At 76.3% G+C, this 17418-nt stretch carries 13 protein-coding genes; 7 read left to right on the top strand and 6 right to left on the bottom strand.

What is annotated here, in order from left to right:
- Positions 1–47: 47 nt before the first annotated feature.
- Positions 48–413 carry a TetR/AcrR family transcriptional regulator gene (locus tag ND486_RS27115; RefSeq protein WP_251787172.1) on the top strand — a complete coding sequence of 122 codons (366 nt, stop codon included), beginning with the start codon at positions 48–50 and terminating at the stop codon, positions 411–413.
- Positions 410–703 (top strand): hypothetical protein, encoded by a 294-nt coding sequence (locus ND486_RS27110; protein ID WP_251787171.1) that lies wholly within the window; start codon positions 410–412, stop codon positions 701–703. Before ND486_RS27115 ends, ND486_RS27110 begins: the two co-directional genes overlap by 4 nt.
- Here the strand turns inward: ND486_RS27110 and ND486_RS27105 are convergent.
- The 5 genes from ND486_RS27105 to ND486_RS27085 form a co-directional block, all read right to left on the bottom strand.
- Positions 649–1083, bottom strand: a complete 435-nt coding sequence (locus tag ND486_RS27105; RefSeq protein ID WP_226354896.1) for a rhodanese-like domain-containing protein — start codon at positions 1081–1083, stop codon at positions 649–651. The two genes, ND486_RS27110 and ND486_RS27105, sit on opposite strands and share 55 nt — an antisense overlap.
- Complete coding sequence (locus ND486_RS27100) at positions 1080–1643, bottom strand: cysteine dioxygenase family protein (RefSeq protein ID WP_251787170.1); 564 nt, start codon at positions 1641–1643, stop codon at positions 1080–1082. Before ND486_RS27100 ends, ND486_RS27105 begins: the two co-directional genes overlap by 4 nt.
- A gap of 214 nt (positions 1644–1857) precedes the next feature.
- Entirely contained in the window at positions 1858–7455 is a 5598-nt protein-coding gene (locus ND486_RS27095; RefSeq protein ID WP_251787169.1) for a SpoIIE family protein phosphatase, read from the bottom strand.
- 74 nt (positions 7456–7529) lie between these two features.
- Positions 7530–8390, bottom strand: a complete 861-nt coding sequence (locus ND486_RS27090) for an alpha/beta hydrolase (protein WP_251787168.1) — start codon at positions 8388–8390, stop codon at positions 7530–7532.
- Positions 8387–10714: a carboxypeptidase regulatory-like domain-containing protein gene (locus ND486_RS27085; RefSeq protein WP_251787167.1), complete on the bottom strand. Its 2328-nt coding sequence runs from the start codon at positions 10712–10714 to the stop codon at positions 8387–8389. Before ND486_RS27085 ends, ND486_RS27090 begins: the two co-directional genes overlap by 4 nt.
- A gap of 253 nt (positions 10715–10967) precedes the next feature.
- Between ND486_RS27085 and malQ the strand changes: the two genes are divergently transcribed.
- Both malQ and ND486_RS27075 read left to right on the top strand, forming a co-directional pair.
- Entirely contained in the window at positions 10968–12968 is a 2001-nt protein-coding gene (malQ, locus tag ND486_RS27080) for a 4-alpha-glucanotransferase (protein ID WP_251787166.1), read from the top strand.
- 28 nt (positions 12969–12996) lie between these two features.
- Positions 12997–13812 carry a 2-keto-4-pentenoate hydratase gene (locus tag ND486_RS27075; RefSeq protein WP_251787165.1) on the top strand — a complete coding sequence of 272 codons (816 nt, stop codon included), beginning with the start codon at positions 12997–12999 and terminating at the stop codon, positions 13810–13812.
- A gap of 12 nt (positions 13813–13824) precedes the next feature.
- Here the strand turns inward: ND486_RS27075 and ND486_RS27070 are convergent, their stop codons facing one another.
- Positions 13825–14703, bottom strand: a complete 879-nt coding sequence (locus ND486_RS27070) for a diacylglycerol kinase family protein (protein ID WP_251787164.1) — start codon at positions 14701–14703, stop codon at positions 13825–13827.
- 53 nt (positions 14704–14756) lie between these two features.
- Here ND486_RS27070 and ND486_RS27065 point away from each other — a divergent pair, with 53 nt between their 5' ends.
- Genes ND486_RS27065 through ND486_RS27055 form a run of 3 tightly spaced genes read left to right on the top strand, consistent with a single transcriptional unit; the run spans position 14757 to position 17092 of the window.
- The gene (locus ND486_RS27065; RefSeq protein ID WP_251787163.1) at positions 14757–15557 is read left to right on the top strand and encodes an SDR family NAD(P)-dependent oxidoreductase; all 801 of its coding nucleotides are present in this window, start codon (positions 14757–14759) and stop codon (positions 15555–15557) included.
- A gap of 36 nt (positions 15558–15593) precedes the next feature.
- A complete protein-coding gene (locus ND486_RS27060) occupies positions 15594–15968 on the top strand; it encodes an RNA-binding S4 domain-containing protein (protein ID WP_251787162.1) in 375 nt (124 codons plus the stop codon).
- Between the two features lie 20 nt (positions 15969–15988).
- The gene (locus ND486_RS27055; protein ID WP_251787161.1) at positions 15989–17092 is read left to right on the top strand and encodes a quinone-dependent dihydroorotate dehydrogenase; all 1104 of its coding nucleotides are present in this window, start codon (positions 15989–15991) and stop codon (positions 17090–17092) included.
- The last annotated feature ends 326 nt before the right edge of the window (positions 17093–17418 follow it).

Here is a 17418-nt window from a genome sequence, read left to right as displayed (position 1 = left end):
CTGACACGAGCGAATGCTCGCCTTCAACGCGCGTTCCGGGGCGCCCGGTGAGCGGGCGCGGGGCCCGGCGGCGCGAGCCGCGCCAGGAGCGGTCCCGGGCGATGGTGGAGCGGATCGTCGCGGCGGGCCGGGACGTGCTGGTCACCCGCGGGTACGACGGCGCGTCGACGAACCGGATCGCGGCCGCCGCCGGGGTGTCGCCCGGGTCGCTCTACCAGTACTTCCCGGACAAGGACGCGGTGCTGACCGAGGTGCTGGATCGCTACCTCGACGCGATGGAGGCTCGCGTCTCGCGCGCGTTCCTCGACTCGGTCGCCGCGGCCGGGCCGGGGACGGGCACCGCGCCGGCGGTGCGCGCGACCCTCGAGGCCCTGCTCGACACGTTCGGCGAGGAGCCGGACTGCTACGGGTGATCGTCGAGCAGCTGCCGCGCTCCCCCGGCGGGCGCCGGGCCGCGTTCGCCGGCCGGATCGACGACCTGGTCACCACGGTGCTGCTCACCCGCGGCGCCGGGCACACCGACGCGGCGCGGGCCGCGGCGTGGACGGTCGTGCGGACCGTCGAGCACCTCACCACCGGGTTCGTGCTGGAGCGGCCCGGGTTCGCGCGGGCGGTCGTCGTCGACGAGCTGACCGCGCTGGTCGCGGGCTACCTCGACGCGCGCCTGTCCGGCGGACGGGTGGCGTCGGACGGGCCGTCCTGACCGGCCTCGACCGGGAGCCCGGCCGCGGCCCAGGCGCGGAAGCCGCCGTCGACGTCGGTGGCCCGGTGCAGCCCGATGTCCTGCAGCGACGCGGCGGCCAGGCTGGAGCTGTAGCCCTCCGAGCAGAACAGCACCCAGGCGACGTCGTGGTCGACGGCCTCGGGGACGCGGGCGTCGGAGGTCGGGTCGAGGCGCCACTCCAGGTGGTTGCGCTCGATCACCAGCGCGCCCGGGATCTGCCCCTCCTCACGACGCTGCCACCCCGGCCGGGTGTCGACCAGGTGCGCCCCGGCCGCGGCGAGCTCCGCGGCACGCCGCGGGTCCGGCCGGTCGAGCCGGGCGCGGGCGGCGGCGAGCAGGTCGGCGACGGTGCGGCTCATCCGACACCCCGGCCGGGTTCGACGAGCTCGGTGCGGGTGCGGCGCAGCCGCTGGTGGCCGGTGGTGCCCGCGACGTCCTCGACGTCGTAGTAGGACATCGCCGACAGCGGCGGGGAGTAGGCGTGCACGCTCACCGCGGGGTCGTCGGCGGTGTTGGCGACGTCGTGCACGTGGCCCAGCGGGAAGCCGGCGCCGCGGCCGTGACGCAGGGTCCGGGTGCGCAGCCCGGACGGTCCGCTCCAGCGGCGCTCGGTCAGCGAGCCGGACACCACGGTGAGGGCGCCGAGGGAGCCCGCGTGGTCGTGCAGCTCCGCGATCTGCTCGGTGGCCCAGCTGATCAGCCAGACGTCGACGAAGCCGTCGCTGCGCAGCAGCCGGTACCAGCGGCGCTCCGGGTCGACGACGACCTCGTGCCGCCCGGAGCGCACCTCGGCGGCGATCTCGCGGGTCAGCTCCTGCAGGTCCTCGAGGCCGTACGGGGTGGGCGCGGTGACGGGTCGTGCGTGCGGGACGCGCAGGCGGGCGGGGCGGGACGCGGGCACGGAGGCAGGCGCGGACACGGTGGTGCTCCAGGGGACGATCGGGCGAGCGTGGTCGGGGGACTCAGCTCGGGCGACAGCCCTGGTCGAAGTGGTCGGCGCGACGGGTGCCCCACAGGGGTCCGAGGGTCGCTGCCTGACTCATGCCGGGAATGGCATCACAGCGGTGGGCACGGTTTCAACCCGCCGTCCGGCCCGCGGGAGGACCCCGTGCGTGTCCGGACAGGTCGGCGGGTCAGGCGCCGTCGTCGTCGGACATGCCGATGACGGTGTCGAGCCCCGACAGCACCAGCGAGCGGCGGGCCTGGCTGCCCGCGGGCGCGACGAGGGTGAGCGCCGCGCCGTTGGTCCGCATCCGGCGGGCGACCTCCGACAGCAGGGCCATCCCGGCGCTGCTGACGAACGCCTCCCCCGGCAGGTTCAGGGTGATCGGCAGCCCGCGGTCGACGTGCTCCATCAGCGGGGCCCGGATCGCCGAGACCCCACCGAGGTCGAGGTCGCCGACGATCCCGATCCGCACGCCGTGCGCGTCCGGGACGGCACGCAGCCGGGCCCGGACGGTGCCGTCGTCGCCGTCGCCGGACGGGGTGTCGATCCGGTCGCGGTCCGGCTCGGGCTCCCCGGCGACGAACTCCACCGGCGGTCCCGCGCCCGGGGTGCCCACCTCGACCGGGATCGCGGGCAGCAGGAACCGCACGGTGGTGCCGGAGTCCGAGGGGTCGATGTGCACGTCCCCGGCGAGCTCGCGGATGAGCGCGATGCCGCGGCCGCGGTAGCCGGGGTCGGGCGGCGGGGGCCGCCAGCGTCCGCCGTCGGTGACGCGCACCGCGACCGAGCCGTCCGCGGTCAGCGCCAGGTCGAGGTCGACCCCGGCGCGCCCGTCGGTGTCCTCGGGCAGGTAGGCGTGCTCGATGGAGTTGGTGGCGGCCTCGCCGACGGTCAGCTGCAGGTCGCTGACCGCGTCCGGGCCCATCCCGCACTGCGCGGCCCAGGCGGCCACCGCGCGACGCAGCGGGGCGAGCCGTTTCGGGTCGGCCTCGATCGCGATCCGCAGCGGCGGCGGCATGAGCCGCGCGACGACGACGACCGTGTCGTCGGGGATGACCGTCCCCTCGGACATGCGGTGCAGCAGCGTGTCCGCCATGTCGCGGGGCTGGGCGGCGGACAGCTCGTCGAACGCGGCGGACAGCCGGGCCAGGCCGTCGTCGATGACCTCGTTGCGGCGTTCGAACAGGCCGTCCGAGCAGAGCAGGATCGTCTCGCCGGGCTCCATCCGGTCCACGGCCTCGGGGAACGGGGGCCGCCCGGAGATCCCCAGCGGCACGCCGCGGCCCTCGGACAGGGTCCGCACCCCGTCCGGGCCCGCGACCAGCGGCGGCGGGTGGCCGGCGCTGGCGTAGCGCATCTCGCCGGTGCCGGTGTCGATCGTCGCGATGGCCACGGTGCTGGCCATCGCGCCGCGCACCCGCAGCGCGTACTGGTCGAGCTGCTCCAGCGCCCGCGCCGGGGGCTGGCCGTTGACCAGGTTCGACGCGACCGCGGACCGCAGCTGGCCCATCACCGCGGCCGCCGCCGGGCCGCGGCCGACGACGTCGCCGACGACGAGTGCCACCAGGTCGTCGCCGAGGTCCAGGACGTCGAACCAGTCGCCCCCGGCCTCGGTGCCCTGGGTGCCGGGTCGGTAGCGGGTGGCCAGCGACAGCCGTTCGATGTCGGGCAGGCGCTGGGGCAGCAGGCTGCGCTGCAGGGTGACCGCGACCTCGTGCTCGGCCTGGTGCAGCTGGGCGCGGACGATCGCCTGCGCGCACTGGTTGGCCAGGGTCAGCACGAAGCTGCGCTGCTCGGGGGTGAACACCGGTTCGGTCTCGAAGCGCAGCCCGATGACGCCGATCGGGCGGGCCGCGACCATCAGCGGCACCGCGGTGTGCACCGGGTAGCGCCGCACCTCTCCGTCGGCGGGCCCGTCGGCGTTCCAGATCGGCTCGCCGCTGCTGACCGCGCGGCTCAGCGGGTGCGCGCGGCCGGGGGTGCGCATCGGCGGGCCGTCGGCGGGCCAGCCGGTCTCCCGGAGCAGCGAGAGCGCGCCGCCCTCGTCGACGACGAGCACCGCGACCGCGTCGGCCCCGATCGAGATCCGGCCGTGCTCGACGACGACCTCGGCGACCGACTCCAGGTCGGTGGCCCGGGCCAGCCCGGTCGCGACCGCGCCGAGGCGTTCGGCGAGCCGCCGGGCCTCGGTCTCGGCCTCCAGCATCGACGCCCGGTCCAGCGCCTGCGCGGCGAGCTCGGCGACGGCGACGGCCGCCTCCTTGTCCGCGTCGGACAGCCGTCGCTCGGTCAGCATGGCGACGGCGAGGACCCCCAGCGAGCGCCCGCCGGCGACGAGCGGCAGGTAGCCGATGGTCTGGGCGTGGTCCGGTGCGATGCCGATGGCCGCGGGGTAGCGCGTCGCCCACTCGTGCGCGGTGGTGAACCACATCGGCTCGTGCCCGGACAGCACCTCGGTGAACGCCAGCGGCGCGTCGACCCGGATCCGGGCGGCGCGCTGCCACATGTCGCGGTCCCACCCGTGGCCGGTGAGCGCCTGCAGCCACTCCCCGCGGATCTCCCAGAGCCCGGCGTGGTCGGCGTCGAGCAGGTCGACGATGTGGTCCGCGGCGATCGCGGCGACCTCGCCGGGGGTCGCCGCGGCCGACATCTTGGCGGTGGCGCGGTGCAGCAGGCCCAGGCGCTGGGCCGAGGCTCGTTCCTGCTCCAGCAGGCGGGCGTTGTCGACGGCCAGCCCGGCCCGGCGCCCGATCTCGGACAGGAGGTCCAGGTCGTCGTCGGTGTAGGGGTCGCCCGACTCGGTGCGGACGACGGTCAGCACGGCGCTGGTGCGGCCGCGGGCGGGCAGCGGCACGACCATCGCCGAGGTCATGCGCAGCCGGGTCCAGGCCCGGCGCTGGGTGGGTGCGAGCCGGCTCAGGACCTCGTCGAAGTGGGCGGCGTCGAGGATCTCGGGGCGGCCGTCGTCGTCGGCGGGGACCAGCGGGGCCAGCCGCCACAGCGAGGGCTCCAGCGCCGAGCGCTGCGCGGAGACGGCGAGGGTGCCGGTGCCGGTGACCGCGTCGGCGTCGTGGACCACGGCGATGTCGGCGAGCCGGTCCTCGACGACGGCGCGGACGAGCTGGTCGGTGCGCCCGGTGCGGGTGATCTCCCGTTCCAGGGACTCGGCGACCTCGGAGTAGATGCGGTGCCGGCGCTGCTCACGGTGCTGGACGTCGATGTCGAGGCAGCCGCCGACGTAGCCCGCGGAGCGTTCACCGTCGCGGACGGGGGCGCCGCGGTCGAGCACCCAGCGGTAGCGGCCCGCCCGGTCCAGCAGCCGGTACTCCACCTCGAACGGCGCGTGCGCGCGGGCGGCGGCGGAGGTCACCGAGCGGTAGCGCTCGCGGTCGTCGGGGTGGATGCGGCGGCGCCAGTCGTGGCCCAGCTCCTGCGCCGCGTCCTCGACGCCGGTGAAGTCCAGCCAGCCCCGGTTGACGAACAGCCGGTGCCCGCCCGGGTCGTCGACCCAGATCAGTGCCGGGGTGGAGTCGGCCATGGCCCGGAACTGCAGCTCGGCGGCCCGGCGGACCCGGCCGAGCTGCAGGTGGTTCGCGACCCGGGCGAGCAGCTCGCGGGCGGAGAACGGGCGGACCAGGTAGTCGTCGGCGCCGGCGGCGAACCCCTCGACGGCGGCCTCCTCCCCGGCCCGCGACGACAGCAGCACGACCGGCACCCCGATCGTGCGGGGGTCCGACCGCAGCGCCCGCAGGAGCTCGATGCCGCCGTTGCCGGGCAGCGCCGCGTCGACGACGACCAGGTCCGGCGGGTCGGTGCGGGCGGACTCCAGTGCGGCCGCACCGTCCGCGACGACCCGGACGGTCCAGCGTTCGACGAGCAGGTCGCGCAGGTAGCCGCGCATCTCGCGGTCGTCGTCGACGACGAGCACCCGGTCGCGGTGGTCGACCTCCAGCCCGTCGACGACGGACCCGTCCACCGAGCGGCCGCGGGCGAGGACCGGTGCGGCGCCCGTGGGCTCGGGGGCGTCGGGCAGCCAGCGCAGCGCCTCCGCCACGTAGGGCGCGGCGAGCTGCGGGGCGGCGCGGGACCCGACCTGGGCCCGGACGAGGCGTTCGGGGGGCAGGTGGGCGAAGCCCAGCGGCAGCCGCACGGTGAAGGTGCTGCCCGCGCCGGGCTCGCTGGTCACCCCGATGGTGCCGCCGTGCAGACGGACCAGCTGGCGGATCAGCGGCAGGCCGAGGCCGCTGCCGTCCCCGCTGCGGCCGTGCCGCCGGGTGGGACGGTGGAAGCGGTCGAACACCGCGTCGAGCTCGCCGTCGACGATGCCGGCGCCGGTGTCGGAGACCCGCAGGACGACCTGCTCGCCGTCCTGGGCGAGGTCGACGGTGATCGTGCCCTGGCGGGTGTACTTGACCGCGTTGCTGAGCAGGTTGAGGACGACCTTCTCCCAGGCGTCGCGGTCCACCCAGACCGGCCGGACCTGCGGCGGGCAGGACACCGCCAGCTCCAGCCCGGCCCGCTCGACGACGGGCGCGAACGCGTCGACGAGCGCCGCGGTGGTCTTCCCGATCTCGGTCGGGGCGAACAGGCCGTCGTGCTTGCCGGTCTGCAGGGCGGAGACGTCCACCAGCCCGTCGACGAGCTTGAGCATCCGCTGCGCGTTGCGCTGCGCGAGCTCGACCTGGGTGCGGACGGCGGCGTCGTCGTGGTCGCGCAGCCGCTCCAGCGGTCCGAGGACGAGGGTCAGCGGGTCGCGGAACTCGTCGCCGAGGCCGGCGTAGTACTCGGCGCGGGCCTGCTCGATCAGCCCGGCGTCGTCGCGCCGGTCGCGCTCGCGGTCGCGGGCGAGCGCGGCGGTCAGCAGGCCGCCGACGGTGCCCGCGACCAGCCGCAGGAACGAGCGGTGGTCCTCGTCGAGCGGGAGCAACGGCGGCGCCCCGATGACGACGGCGATGCCGGCCGACCCGTCGGGGGTGTGCACCGCCGCCCGGACGACGTCGGTGACCGGGACGCCGTCGTCGCCGTGGACCGCGACCGGGTCGACGGCGAGGAACTCGACGTCGGTGACGTGGTCGGGGTCGAGGTCGTCGGGGAGCCAGCCCGCGGGCGGCGCGTCGATGCGGACGGTGGCCAGCGGGCCGGGGTCGGCGCCGACCGTCGTCACCACGGCGCAGCCGACGTCGTCGGGCAGGTCGGTCAGGACCGTGGTGAGCCGTTCGACGGCGATGTCCAGCGTCGGTGCGTCCCGGGCCACCTCGCCGAGCGCGGCCAGGAGCGCCATCCGCCGGCCCCCGACGACCTGCGGGGTGGTCTCGGCCGTGAAGACGATCAGGCCGAGGACGCCGCCGTCGGGACCGCGGACCGGGGTGGCGGAGTAGGTCCACCACGTGACCTCCAGGGTGTCCCAGCGCCGCAGCACGATCCGGTCGTCGCTGCGGTAGATGCCCTCGCGGTCCCCGGAGAGCAGCTCGTGGAGGTGGCTCCCGAGATGCGCGGTGATCTCCGGCCAGCCCTCCCTGAGGGGCTTGCCGAAGGACCGGGGGTGGCGCAGGCCGGAGTGCCCGGCGAACTCGTCGTTGTAGAACAGGACGAGCTCGGGCCCCCACCACGCGACGAGCGGCTGGCGGCTCTCCAGCATGAACCGGATGGTGTCCTCGAGCTCGCGGTCCCAGGTGTCGCGCACGCCGAGCGGGGTCGCCGACCAGTCGATCGTCGCCAGCAGGTCGCGGACGGGGACGTACTCGTCCTCCGTCCGCCGGTCGAACCGCTCCACCGTGCGCGCCACCCCGTTCCGCCGTACCGGCCCCAGGATCGCACCACCGGGGCGGGTCCGGCGCGGTGAGGCGGGGATCGGTCGGGTCAGGTCGCCTGACGGGCCGCGTCGCGGTGCCGGTCGAGCCAGTCCCGCAGGTCCGCGAGCGGGGTCGCCCGGCCCGGTTCGTGGTAGATCTCGTGCCAGAAACCGTCGTACCAGAGCACGGTGGTGTCGGCCGACCCGGAGCGCTCGTCGAGCAGCCGGGTGCCCGCCGGGTCGGTCAGCCGGTCCGCGGTCCCGTGCTGCACGAGCAGCGGGATCCGCAGCTCGGCGGCCCGGACGGGCAGCTCGGCCATCTGCCGGTAGATCTCCGCGCCGAGAGCCAGGGTGGGGCGGCCGTGGTGCACGAGCGGGTCGGCGTCGTAGTCGGCGACGACGGCCGGGTCCGAGCTGATCGCGGAGGTGTCGATCCCGACCGGGCGGACCGTGGGCAGGACCTTCGCGACGACCGACAGCAGCGGCACGAGCGCGGCCGGGACGGCGTCGGAGGCCAGTGCGGGCGCGGACAGGACGAGCCCGTCGAGGCGGTTCTGGTGGCGCAGCGCGTAGGCGAGCGCGATCTGGCCGCCGAGGCTGTGCCCGAGCAGGAACACCGGGACGCCGGGGTGGCGGGCGATGGTCTCGCGGCGGAACGTCTCGAGGTCGGTGAGCAGGTCGTCGTAGCGGCGGACGTGCACCCGGGTGCCGCCGGAGCGGCCGTGGCCGCGGTGGTCGAGGCCGTACACGGCCCAGCCGTCCGGGACCAGCGTGTCGACGACGGCGTCGTAGCGGCCGGAGTGCTCACCGATGCCGTGGCTGACCAGCAGGACGCCGCTCGGGTCGCCCTCGGGGAGGCGGCCCTGCCAGAACAGCTCGACACCGCCGACGCCGGGGAGCCGGCCGTGGACCTCCGTGGTGCCGGTCACGAGCCCGCCAGGTCCCGCCGCTCGTCGCCACCGGGGACGAGGTCGACCTCCACCCCCGGGCCGTCGCCCGCGGCGAGCAGGTAGCGGCCGGGGTCGAGGTCGGCCAGGTGGTAGGTCCCGTCCGCCGCGGCGGTCGTCGAGGCGACCGGTTCGCCGTCCTGGGAGAGCACGACGCCGGTGCCCGCGGGCGCCGAGCCGTGGACCGCGGCGGCAGCGGCCAGGCGCAGGGTGGTGCCGGCGTCGTCGTCGCCGACGGTGCAGGTCGCGACGCCGGGCAGGTGTCCGTCGGCGCGGGCGACGACGACGAACGCCCCGGCGCCCGGCGCCGTGACGTGCGCCGTTCCGTCGGCGTCGGTGGTGGCGGAGCCGATCGGCCCGCCGGAGCGGTCGCGCAGCGCGACCTCGGCGCCGGGCAGCGGGGCGTCGGTGGCGTCGACGACGCGGACCTCGATGTCCTGTGGCGCCGTGTCCGGCACGACCGCCGACGGCACGGGCCCGGTCCGGAGCACGGACAGGGAGACGTCCTCGGCGCGGTCGGGGCGGGTGGCGGTGGTCGGGCCGGCGTGCACGGGTGTCTCCTCGGCCTCCGGCGCGGTGGTGGACCGCTCCGGGGTGGTGGGGTCCGGGGTCGGGGCCTCGGCCTGCGGGTCCTGCTCCTGCAGGGCCTGCTCCCGCGGGGCCTGCTCGTGCGAAGCCTGCACGTGCGAGGCCTGCTCGTCCGGGGCCTGGCGGGGCGGGGCCGGGTCCGTCGCCTCGGGGGCGGCGGTCGCGGCGTCGTCCGTCGTGGCGTCGTCCGTCGTGGCGTCGTCGGTAGTGGCGTCGTCGGCCGCATCCCCGGTCGGGGTCTCGCGCTCGCCGGTGCCCGGCACGGAGGCGTCGGTGTCCCCCGCCGGACCACGGACGTCGACGACGTCGACCGCACCGGCGGCGCGGTCGGTGGTCACCGTGCCGCCGGAGCCCGCCTCGGAACCGGTGTCCCCGGTCTCGCCGGACACGACGGTGTCCTCGACAGGAGCGGTGTCCTCGTCGGGGCCGCTGTCGGTCGCGGACGTCCCGCGCAGCGACGGGGCGAGGTGCCGTGGTCCGCTCCCGGGACGCGCCGACCGCAGGACCCGCGGGGCGGGCCGCGGCGGCGGCTCGGGGCTGTCGGTGCTCTCGCGCGTGGCACGGGCGCCGGAGGCGGCGAGCCCGATCGACGGGATCCGGCTCACCGGCGGGGTGTCGCCGGCCGTCTCGGGTGCGCCGGCCTGCTCGGGGACGCGGCCCGCCCAGGTGTGCGGGGTCGAGATGCGGTCCCGGGCCTCGCGGAACTCCCGCTCGGTGTCCGGGTCGGCCGGGGCGCGGACCGACGTGCGCTCCGACGGCAGCGCCGTGACCCGCCGGACCAGGTCCGGGTCGAAGGGCGCGCGGGACGGGGTCGTGGCGGCGGGCAGGGCCTCGTCGACCGACTCGTCGGCCTCCTCCCCGGCGGAGGCGGTGTCCCCGACGGACGCGACGTCCCCGGTGACGCCGGTGGACCCGGTGACGCCGGTCGACGCGTCGGCCGGCGCCTCGGACGCGGTCGTCGACGCGTCGCCCACGACCGCGGTCCCGGAGGTGGGCGTGCTGATGTCGGGCGCCGAGCTGTCCGGGCCGGTGCCGGTGGCCGCGGTCGCCTCGTCGGCGGTACGGGCAGCGGGGTCCGCGACCGGCCGTCGTCGCACGAAGGGCGTCGGGGCCGGGGTCCGCCGGGCCGGTGCCACCTCGACGGGCTCGAGCGGTTTGCCGTCCTTGAACCCGCGCGACCAGGGCGGGCCGACCGGGCCCGCGCTCACGTCGGGCGTCACCCGCGGGACCGCCGGCAGCTCGTCGGTGGGATCGGCCGTGCCGACCGCCTCGGTGATGTCGGGCGCCGACGACGACGGCCCGACGTCCGGGGCGGTGTCCTCCGCGTCGGGGGGCCGCGGGCGCTCCTGCTGCGGACGGACCGCGGCGACGGGCGTGGTCGCGGCGACGGTGTCGTCGGGACCGTCGTCCGCCGCGGCGGCGGACCCGGCGGTCTCACGGTCCGCGGCCGGCTCCTCGTCGACCACGGGCTCCGGGGCATCGTCGACCGGAGGCGCCGGGGGCGCCGCGGGCACGGACGGGTCGGGCGCGGGCCTGCCGGGCCCGTCGTCGAGGCCGCGGGCGCGGCGGTCGACGAGATCGGCGACGGTGCGCGGACGGTCCCCTTCGGACGACGCGACGTCGTCCTCCCGGCCCCGCCCCCACCGCAGGAACCCGGCGATCCCGACGGCCACCAGCACCACCACCACAACCAGCCCGAGCAGGGCCCACGTCGACATCTGGAAGTCCTCCTGCCGGAGCTGCGCGAACCGTCGTCCACGACAGGGTGCGGCCCGGGAGGAGGTGCCCGTCGCCGGGCCCCGCCGCCCGGCCGGCCACGGTGACCCGGTCGGCGCATCCGGCGACGCACCGTAGCACCGCGGCCCCCCTGACCGGGGGTGATCGGAGGCGTCCCGCGTGTCGGTCGCGGCGGTTGCCCGTATCACCCCGGGCGGCCGGGCCGGGCGGCCGCTCATCCGCCAGGATCGACCCATGACCAGCGACCCGGTGACCCCCGAGCTCGCCGAGATCGCCGACGCGTACGGCGTCGCGACCTCGTACCTCGACGGCAGCAGGACCGAGCAGCCGATCGACGCGGAGGTGGTCCGCACCGTCCTCGGGTTGCTGGAGGTCGACGTCGCCTCCCCCGAGGCGCAACGGGTGGCGCTCGCCGGGGCCCGCGAGCGCGCCGGCGCCGGGGCGCTGCCGCCGACGATCGGACTGCGCAGCGACCGTTCCCGCACCGTGCCGGGCCGTGGTCGCCTCACCGCCGTCGACGGTGCGCGTGGCGACGAGGGATGGGCCCGCGACATCGACGGCGAGCTCCCCGCCGGGCTGGAGCCGGGCCGCTACGCGTGCGAGACGACGGCCGGGCGTGCCCACGTCGTCGTCGCGCCGCCCAGGCTGCCCGACCCGCCCCGGACGTGGGGCTGGATGCTGCAGCTCTACGCCCTGCACTCGCGCGACTCGTGGGGCATCGGCGACCTCGGCGACCTGACCACGCTGATCCGCGGCGGGCACGGCGCGGGCGCGGTGCTGCTCAACCCGCTGCACGCGATCACCCCGGTGCCGCCGGTGCAGCCGTCGCCGTACACACCGTCGTCGCGCCGCTACGCCACCCCGCTGAGCCTGCGGGTCACCGACCTCCCGGCCTACGCCGCCGCCGACGCGGCCACCCGCGCCGAGGTCGACGCCCTGCGCCCGGAGACGACCGGCGACCGGATCGCGCACGACCGGGTCTGGGCGGCGAAGCGGTCCGCGCTGGAGGCGTTGTGGCGCAGCGCCGGGTACCCCGACGGCGCCCCGGATGCCGACCTGCGCGACTTCGCGACCTACTGCGCGCTGGCCGAGCGCTTCGGCGGCCGCTGGTCGCTGTGGCCGGACGACCTGCGTCGTCCCGACGCCCCCGGCGTCGCGGCCGCCCGTGCCGAACTCGCGCCGCGCGTCGCGTTCCACGCCTGGGTGCAGCGCCAGGCCGAGGCGCAGCTGGCCGGGGTGCGGGCCGCGGCGAAGGACGCGGGGATGCCGGTCGGTGTCATCCACGACCTCGCCGTGGGCTGCGACCCCGAGGGCGCCGACGCGTGGATGCTGCAGGACGTGCTCGCGCTCGGCGCGACGGTCGGTGCACCGCCGGACGCGTTCAACCAGCGCGGCCAGACGTGGGGCCTGCCGCCGTGGCGCCCGGACCGCCTCGCCGACACCGGTTACGCCGCGTTCGGCGACATGACCCGCGCACTGCTCGCGCACGCCGACGGCCTGCGGATCGACCACGTCATGGGGCTGTGGCGGCTGTGGTGGGTGCCGTCGGGGCAGACGGCCGACCGCGGCACCTACGTCCACTACGACGCCGACGCGATGCTCGCGGTGCTGCTGCTGGAGGCCCACCGCGCGGGCGCGCTGGTCGTCGGCGAGGACCTGGGCACGGTGATCCCGCGGATCCGCGAGGACATGGCCGAGCGGAACCTGCTGGGCTCGACGGTGCTGTGGTTCTCCCGCGACCCCGACCCGGTAACCGGCGGCGACGACGGCCCGCTGCGCCCGCCGCGTCGCTGGCCCGAGCGGTCGGTCGCGACGATCTCCACCCACGACCTGCCGACCGCGCCCGGGTTCCTGGCCGGTGAGCAGGTGCGGGTGCGCGCCGAGCTGGGGCTTCTCGACGACCCGACGACCGAGGAGGCGAAGGCCGGAGCCGAACGGGACGAGCTGCTGGCGTTGCTGACCTCGGAGGGGCTGCTCGACTCCCCGGACGAGACCGACGAGGACACGATCGTCGTCGCGTTGCACGCGCTGCTGGCGTCGGCGCCGTCGCGGCTGGTCCTGGCGTCCCTCTACGACGTGCTGGGCGAGACGCGGCAGCCGAACCTGCCCGGCACCGTCGACGAGTACCCGAACTGGCGGATCCCGCTGCCGGTGTCGCTGGAGGACGCGCTCGCCGACGACCGGGTCCGCCGCGTCGCCGAGGTGCTGCGCGCCCGGACCGGCGACGACGGCTGACCCGCGGCCCTGGCAGGATGCCGCCCCGATGAGTGCCGAGAACAGCTCCGCGGGCATGGACCCGACCGCCGTCGACCTCGTGCGGGCCGACGGTACCGCCGGCGCGTTGTGGCAGGCCTGGACCACCGGCGAGCGGATCGCCGCGCTGCCGGAGCTGCTGCGTCCGCGCAGCCTGGCCGAGGGGTTCGCCGCGCAGGGCAGGTTGTCGGAGCGGGCCGGGCCGTCCTACGGCTGGAAGCTCGCGGCGACCGCGCCCGCCGGGCAGGCCCACATCGGGGTGGACGCCCCGCTGCCGGGGGCGCTGTTCGAGCGGTTCCGGCACTCCCCCGGTGACGTGGTGCCCTCCGACGACCTGCACATGGCCGTCGCCGAGGCGGAGTTCGCGTTCGTGATGGGTGCCCCGGTGGGTGCCGGCGCGACCCGCGAGGAGCTGCGCGCCGCGGTCGCGGCCGTGCACGGGGCGGTGGAGCTGCCCGAGTCGCGGTTCACCGACTTCGTCACCGCGGGGGCGCCGTCGCTGATGGCCGACGCCGCGTGCGCCGGCCGGTTCGTGCTGGGACCGGAGCTCCCCGGCGCCCTCGACCTCGACCTCGCCGCGACCCCGACCACCCTGCAGGTCGACGAGGAGCGGGCGGCCGGGTCCGGCGCGGCCGTCCTCGGGGACCCGTGGACCGCGCTGGCGTGGCTGGCCGACGTCCTGCCCGGCTACGGCCTGCGGCTCGAGGCGGGCGCGGTCGTCACCACCGGGACGACGACCGTCCCGATGCCCGTGCACCGCGGCGCCCGGGTGCGGGCGAGCTTCGGCGACGACCTCGGCGCGGTGGAGTTCACGCTCGCCCCGTGAGCACGGCGGGGGTCAGCGCACGACGTTGAGTGCCCCGGCCGCGCAGCGGACGCGGATCGCGGTGCCGCCGGCGACCTCGTCGACCTCGCCGTCGATCTGCACCGGCATCGGCCCGCACGCGGTGAACCGGAAGTCCGAGGTCGCGGGCTGGCGGCCGAGCCCGGAGAACGCCGCCCGGGCAGCCACCCACAGCTGCTTCCACTTCGGACGGTGCTCCAGCAGCACGACCTCGAACCGGCCGTCGTCGGGACGGCTCGTGGCCGACAGCTCGGCGACCTTGGCCATCTCGCCGATGTTGGCGAAGACCAGGTTGTCGATCCGGCGCCGGTCGCCGCGGGAGAACTCCACCTCGAACGGGGTGAACGCCCAGAACGCCCGCACCGTGGTGATCACCTCGCGGATGCTGCCCTTGCCGCCCTTCTCGATCTGCAGCGCGACGACGGGGGTCAGCCCGAACCCGATGTAGGAGTGCGCGTAGTGCGGCGGGTCGTCGTCGCGGTGCATCTCGAGCAGGTCCATCGGCTCGGGGCGGCCGTCGAGGATCGCCTCGGCCAGCGGACGGCGTGCGGTGACGCGGTCGTGGTCGTTGGCGTTCCCGGCGGCGAGGACGGCGGCCGAGGCGTCGGTGCCGGGGACGTCCATGATCCCGTTGACGACCTCGTTGTAGCCGCCGTCGCCGGACGCCGACACGATGAGCGGGCGCCCGCCTGCGGACGCGGCCTCGCGGGCGATGACGCGGGCGTGCCCGGCGTACTCGGTGGGCACCAGCCGCACGGGCAACTCGGGCCGGGCGGCGCCGAGCTCGTCGCGCAGCTGTTCGGCGAGCACGTCGGCGTCCCCCGTACTGCCCGGGTTGAAGACCACCAGCACGGAGTCGATCGGCTCAGCCACGCGCACACCGTAGACGCCTGCGGTCCCGGCAGGGTTGCGGCACGGTGGGAATCATGGATCTGCAACTGAACGGGCGCCGGGCGATCGTCACCGGTGGGAGCCGCGGCATCGGGTTGGCGACGGCCAGGGCGCTCGCCGCCGAGGGCGCCCGGGTGGCGTTGTTCGCGCGCGACGCCGGCGCCCTGGAGGCCGCGGCGGCCGGACTGCGCGCCGAGGGTGCGCCGGAGGTGCTGGCCGTCGCCGTCGACACCACCGACGACGACGCGGTCCGCCGGGGTGTCGCCGCCGTCGCCGACCGGTTCGGTGGGGTGGACGTGCTGGTGAACGCCGCCGCGCGGCCGGCGAGCGCGGGCCCGCCGACCGACCTGGCCTCGATCACCGACGACGCGGTGCGGGTCGAGCTGGAGACGAAGGTCCTCGGCTACCTGCGGTGCGCGCGGGCGGTCGCGCCACTGATGCGGGCCCAGGGGTGGGGGCGGATCGTGAACGTCAGCGGCCTGAACGCACGGAAGTCGACGTCGCTGGTGGGGTCGGTGCGCAACGTCGCGGTGGCCTCGATGACGGCGGCGCTCGCCCAGGAGCTGGGTCCGCACGGCATCAACGTGACGGTCGTGCACCCCGGTGTCACCGAGACCGAGCGGACGCCCGACGCCGTCGCCGCGCGGGCGGAGTCGGCCGGGATCACCGGGGGTGAGGCCCGCGCGGAGCTGGACGCAACGACGACGATCGGCCGCATCACGACCGCCGCGGAGGTCGCCGACGTCATCACGTTCCTGTGCTCGCCCCGTTCGGTCGCGATCACCGGCGACGCCGTCGCCGCGGGCGGGGGAACACCGGGCGTCGTGCACTACTGAGGCCCGGACCGCCGTCCCGGATGGCACGATGGTCCGATGGAGGGGACCCGCGTGGACCGGTGGCTGTGGTCGGTGCGCCTGGCCAAGACCCGTGCCGACGCCGCGACGGCGTGCCGGGGCGGGCACGTGCGGATCAACGACCGGCCCGCGAAGCCGGCGGCGACGGTGCAGGTCGGCGACCGGGTGCGGGCGCGGGTGTACGACCGGAACCGGATCGTCGAGGTCACCCGGGTGATCGAGAAGCGGGTCGGTGCCCCGATCGCGCAGGAGTGCTACATCGACCACACCCCGCCGGAGCCGAGCACCGCGGGGCAGCCGTTGTTCGCCCACCGCGACCGCGGCGCCGGCCGCCCGACGAAGCGCGACCGCCGCATGCTCGACCAGCTGGGGCTGTCCCGCCGCACCTCCTAGGCCGGTGTGAGGATGGGGGCATGTACGACGCCCTCATACGCCACGTGCTCCGGCACGTCCCGTCCGAACCCGCGCACCGGATGGGGTTCGGTGTGGTCCGCGCGCTCGGGACCGCACCCGTCGTCGGTGAGCGGGTCGCGGAGCGGTTCGCCCCGTCGGACCCCGTGCTGCGCACCCGGGCGCTGGGTCTGGAGTTCGCGGGCCCACTCGGTCTCGCCGCCGGTTTCGACAAGGACGCCGAGGGTGTGCTCGCGCTCGGCAGGCTCGGGTTCGGCGCGGTCGAGATCGGCACGGTGACCGGACGGGCGCAGCCCGGCAACCCGCGGCCCCGCCTGTTCCGGCTCGTCGACGACGCCGCGCTGGTCAACCGGATGGGCTTCAACAACTCCGGTGCCGGGACCGTCGGGCCCCGCCTCGCCGCGCTCCGGGCCCGCTCCGGGCCGGGTATGCCGGTGCTCGGGGTCAACATCGGCAAGAGCAAGGCTGTACCCGCCGAGGACGCCGCGTCGGACTACCGTGCGAGCGCCGCCGCGCTGGGCGCCTACGCCGACTACGTCGTGGTCAACGTCAGCTCCCCGAACACCCCCGGTCTGCGGGACCTGCAGCAGGTCGACGTGCTGGAGCCGCTGCTCGTCGCGGTCCGCGAGGAGCTGGACCGGGTGTCCCGGGACCGTCGTGTCCCGCTCCTGGTGAAGATCACGATCGACCTCGCGCCGGAGGATCTCGACGCCGTCGCCGACCTGGCCCGCCGGATGCGGCTCGACGGGGTCGTCGCCACGAACACGACCGTCGCCCGCGACGGTCTGCGCACTGCCCCCGACGTCGTCGCCGCCACCGGTGCGGGTGGGCTGTCCGGCCGTCCGCTGACCGAGCGGGCCCGTGCCGTCGTGCGGCAGCTGCGGACCCGCCTCGACGACGACCAGGTCGTCGTCTCCGTCGGCGGGATCGCCGACGCCGAGGAGGCCTACCGCCGGATCCGTTCCGGCGCGGCACTGGTGCAGGCCTACACCGGTTTCGTCTACGGGGGTCTGCTCTGGCCGGCCCGGGTCCACCGCGAGCTCGCGGCGCTGCTGCGCGCCGACGGCTTCTCGTGCGTCGACGACGCCGTGGGCGCCGATCTCTGACACCCGCGGCGCCGGTGTTCCCGCCGGCCGCCCCCCGCGCCCCCGTCGCACCTGTTTCTGCGACCTCGCAGCCCCCGCAGAGGGTGCGAGGTCGCAGAAAGGGGTGCGAGGTGCGGCTGGCCCACCAGCAGGACCGGACCGGATGCGGCCCCCCGACTCCGCCGGGGAGCGGCACGCCCCTGACCAGCGACCCCGGACAACCCGCACCAGGGGCTCGGGAAAGGACACCCCGACACCCCACCCGGGCCGGGTAGCACGCATCGGACCGAGAAACGGTCCGGAAACGAGAAATGCCCCGGACTCGAAAGTCCGGGGCATATCCCATG

It is taken from the genome of Pseudonocardia sp. DR1-2 (assembly GCF_023717215.1).
GTDB lineage: Bacteria > Actinomycetota > Actinomycetes > Mycobacteriales > Pseudonocardiaceae > Pseudonocardia > Pseudonocardia alni.
This window is presented reverse-complemented; position numbering and strand designations above follow the sequence as displayed.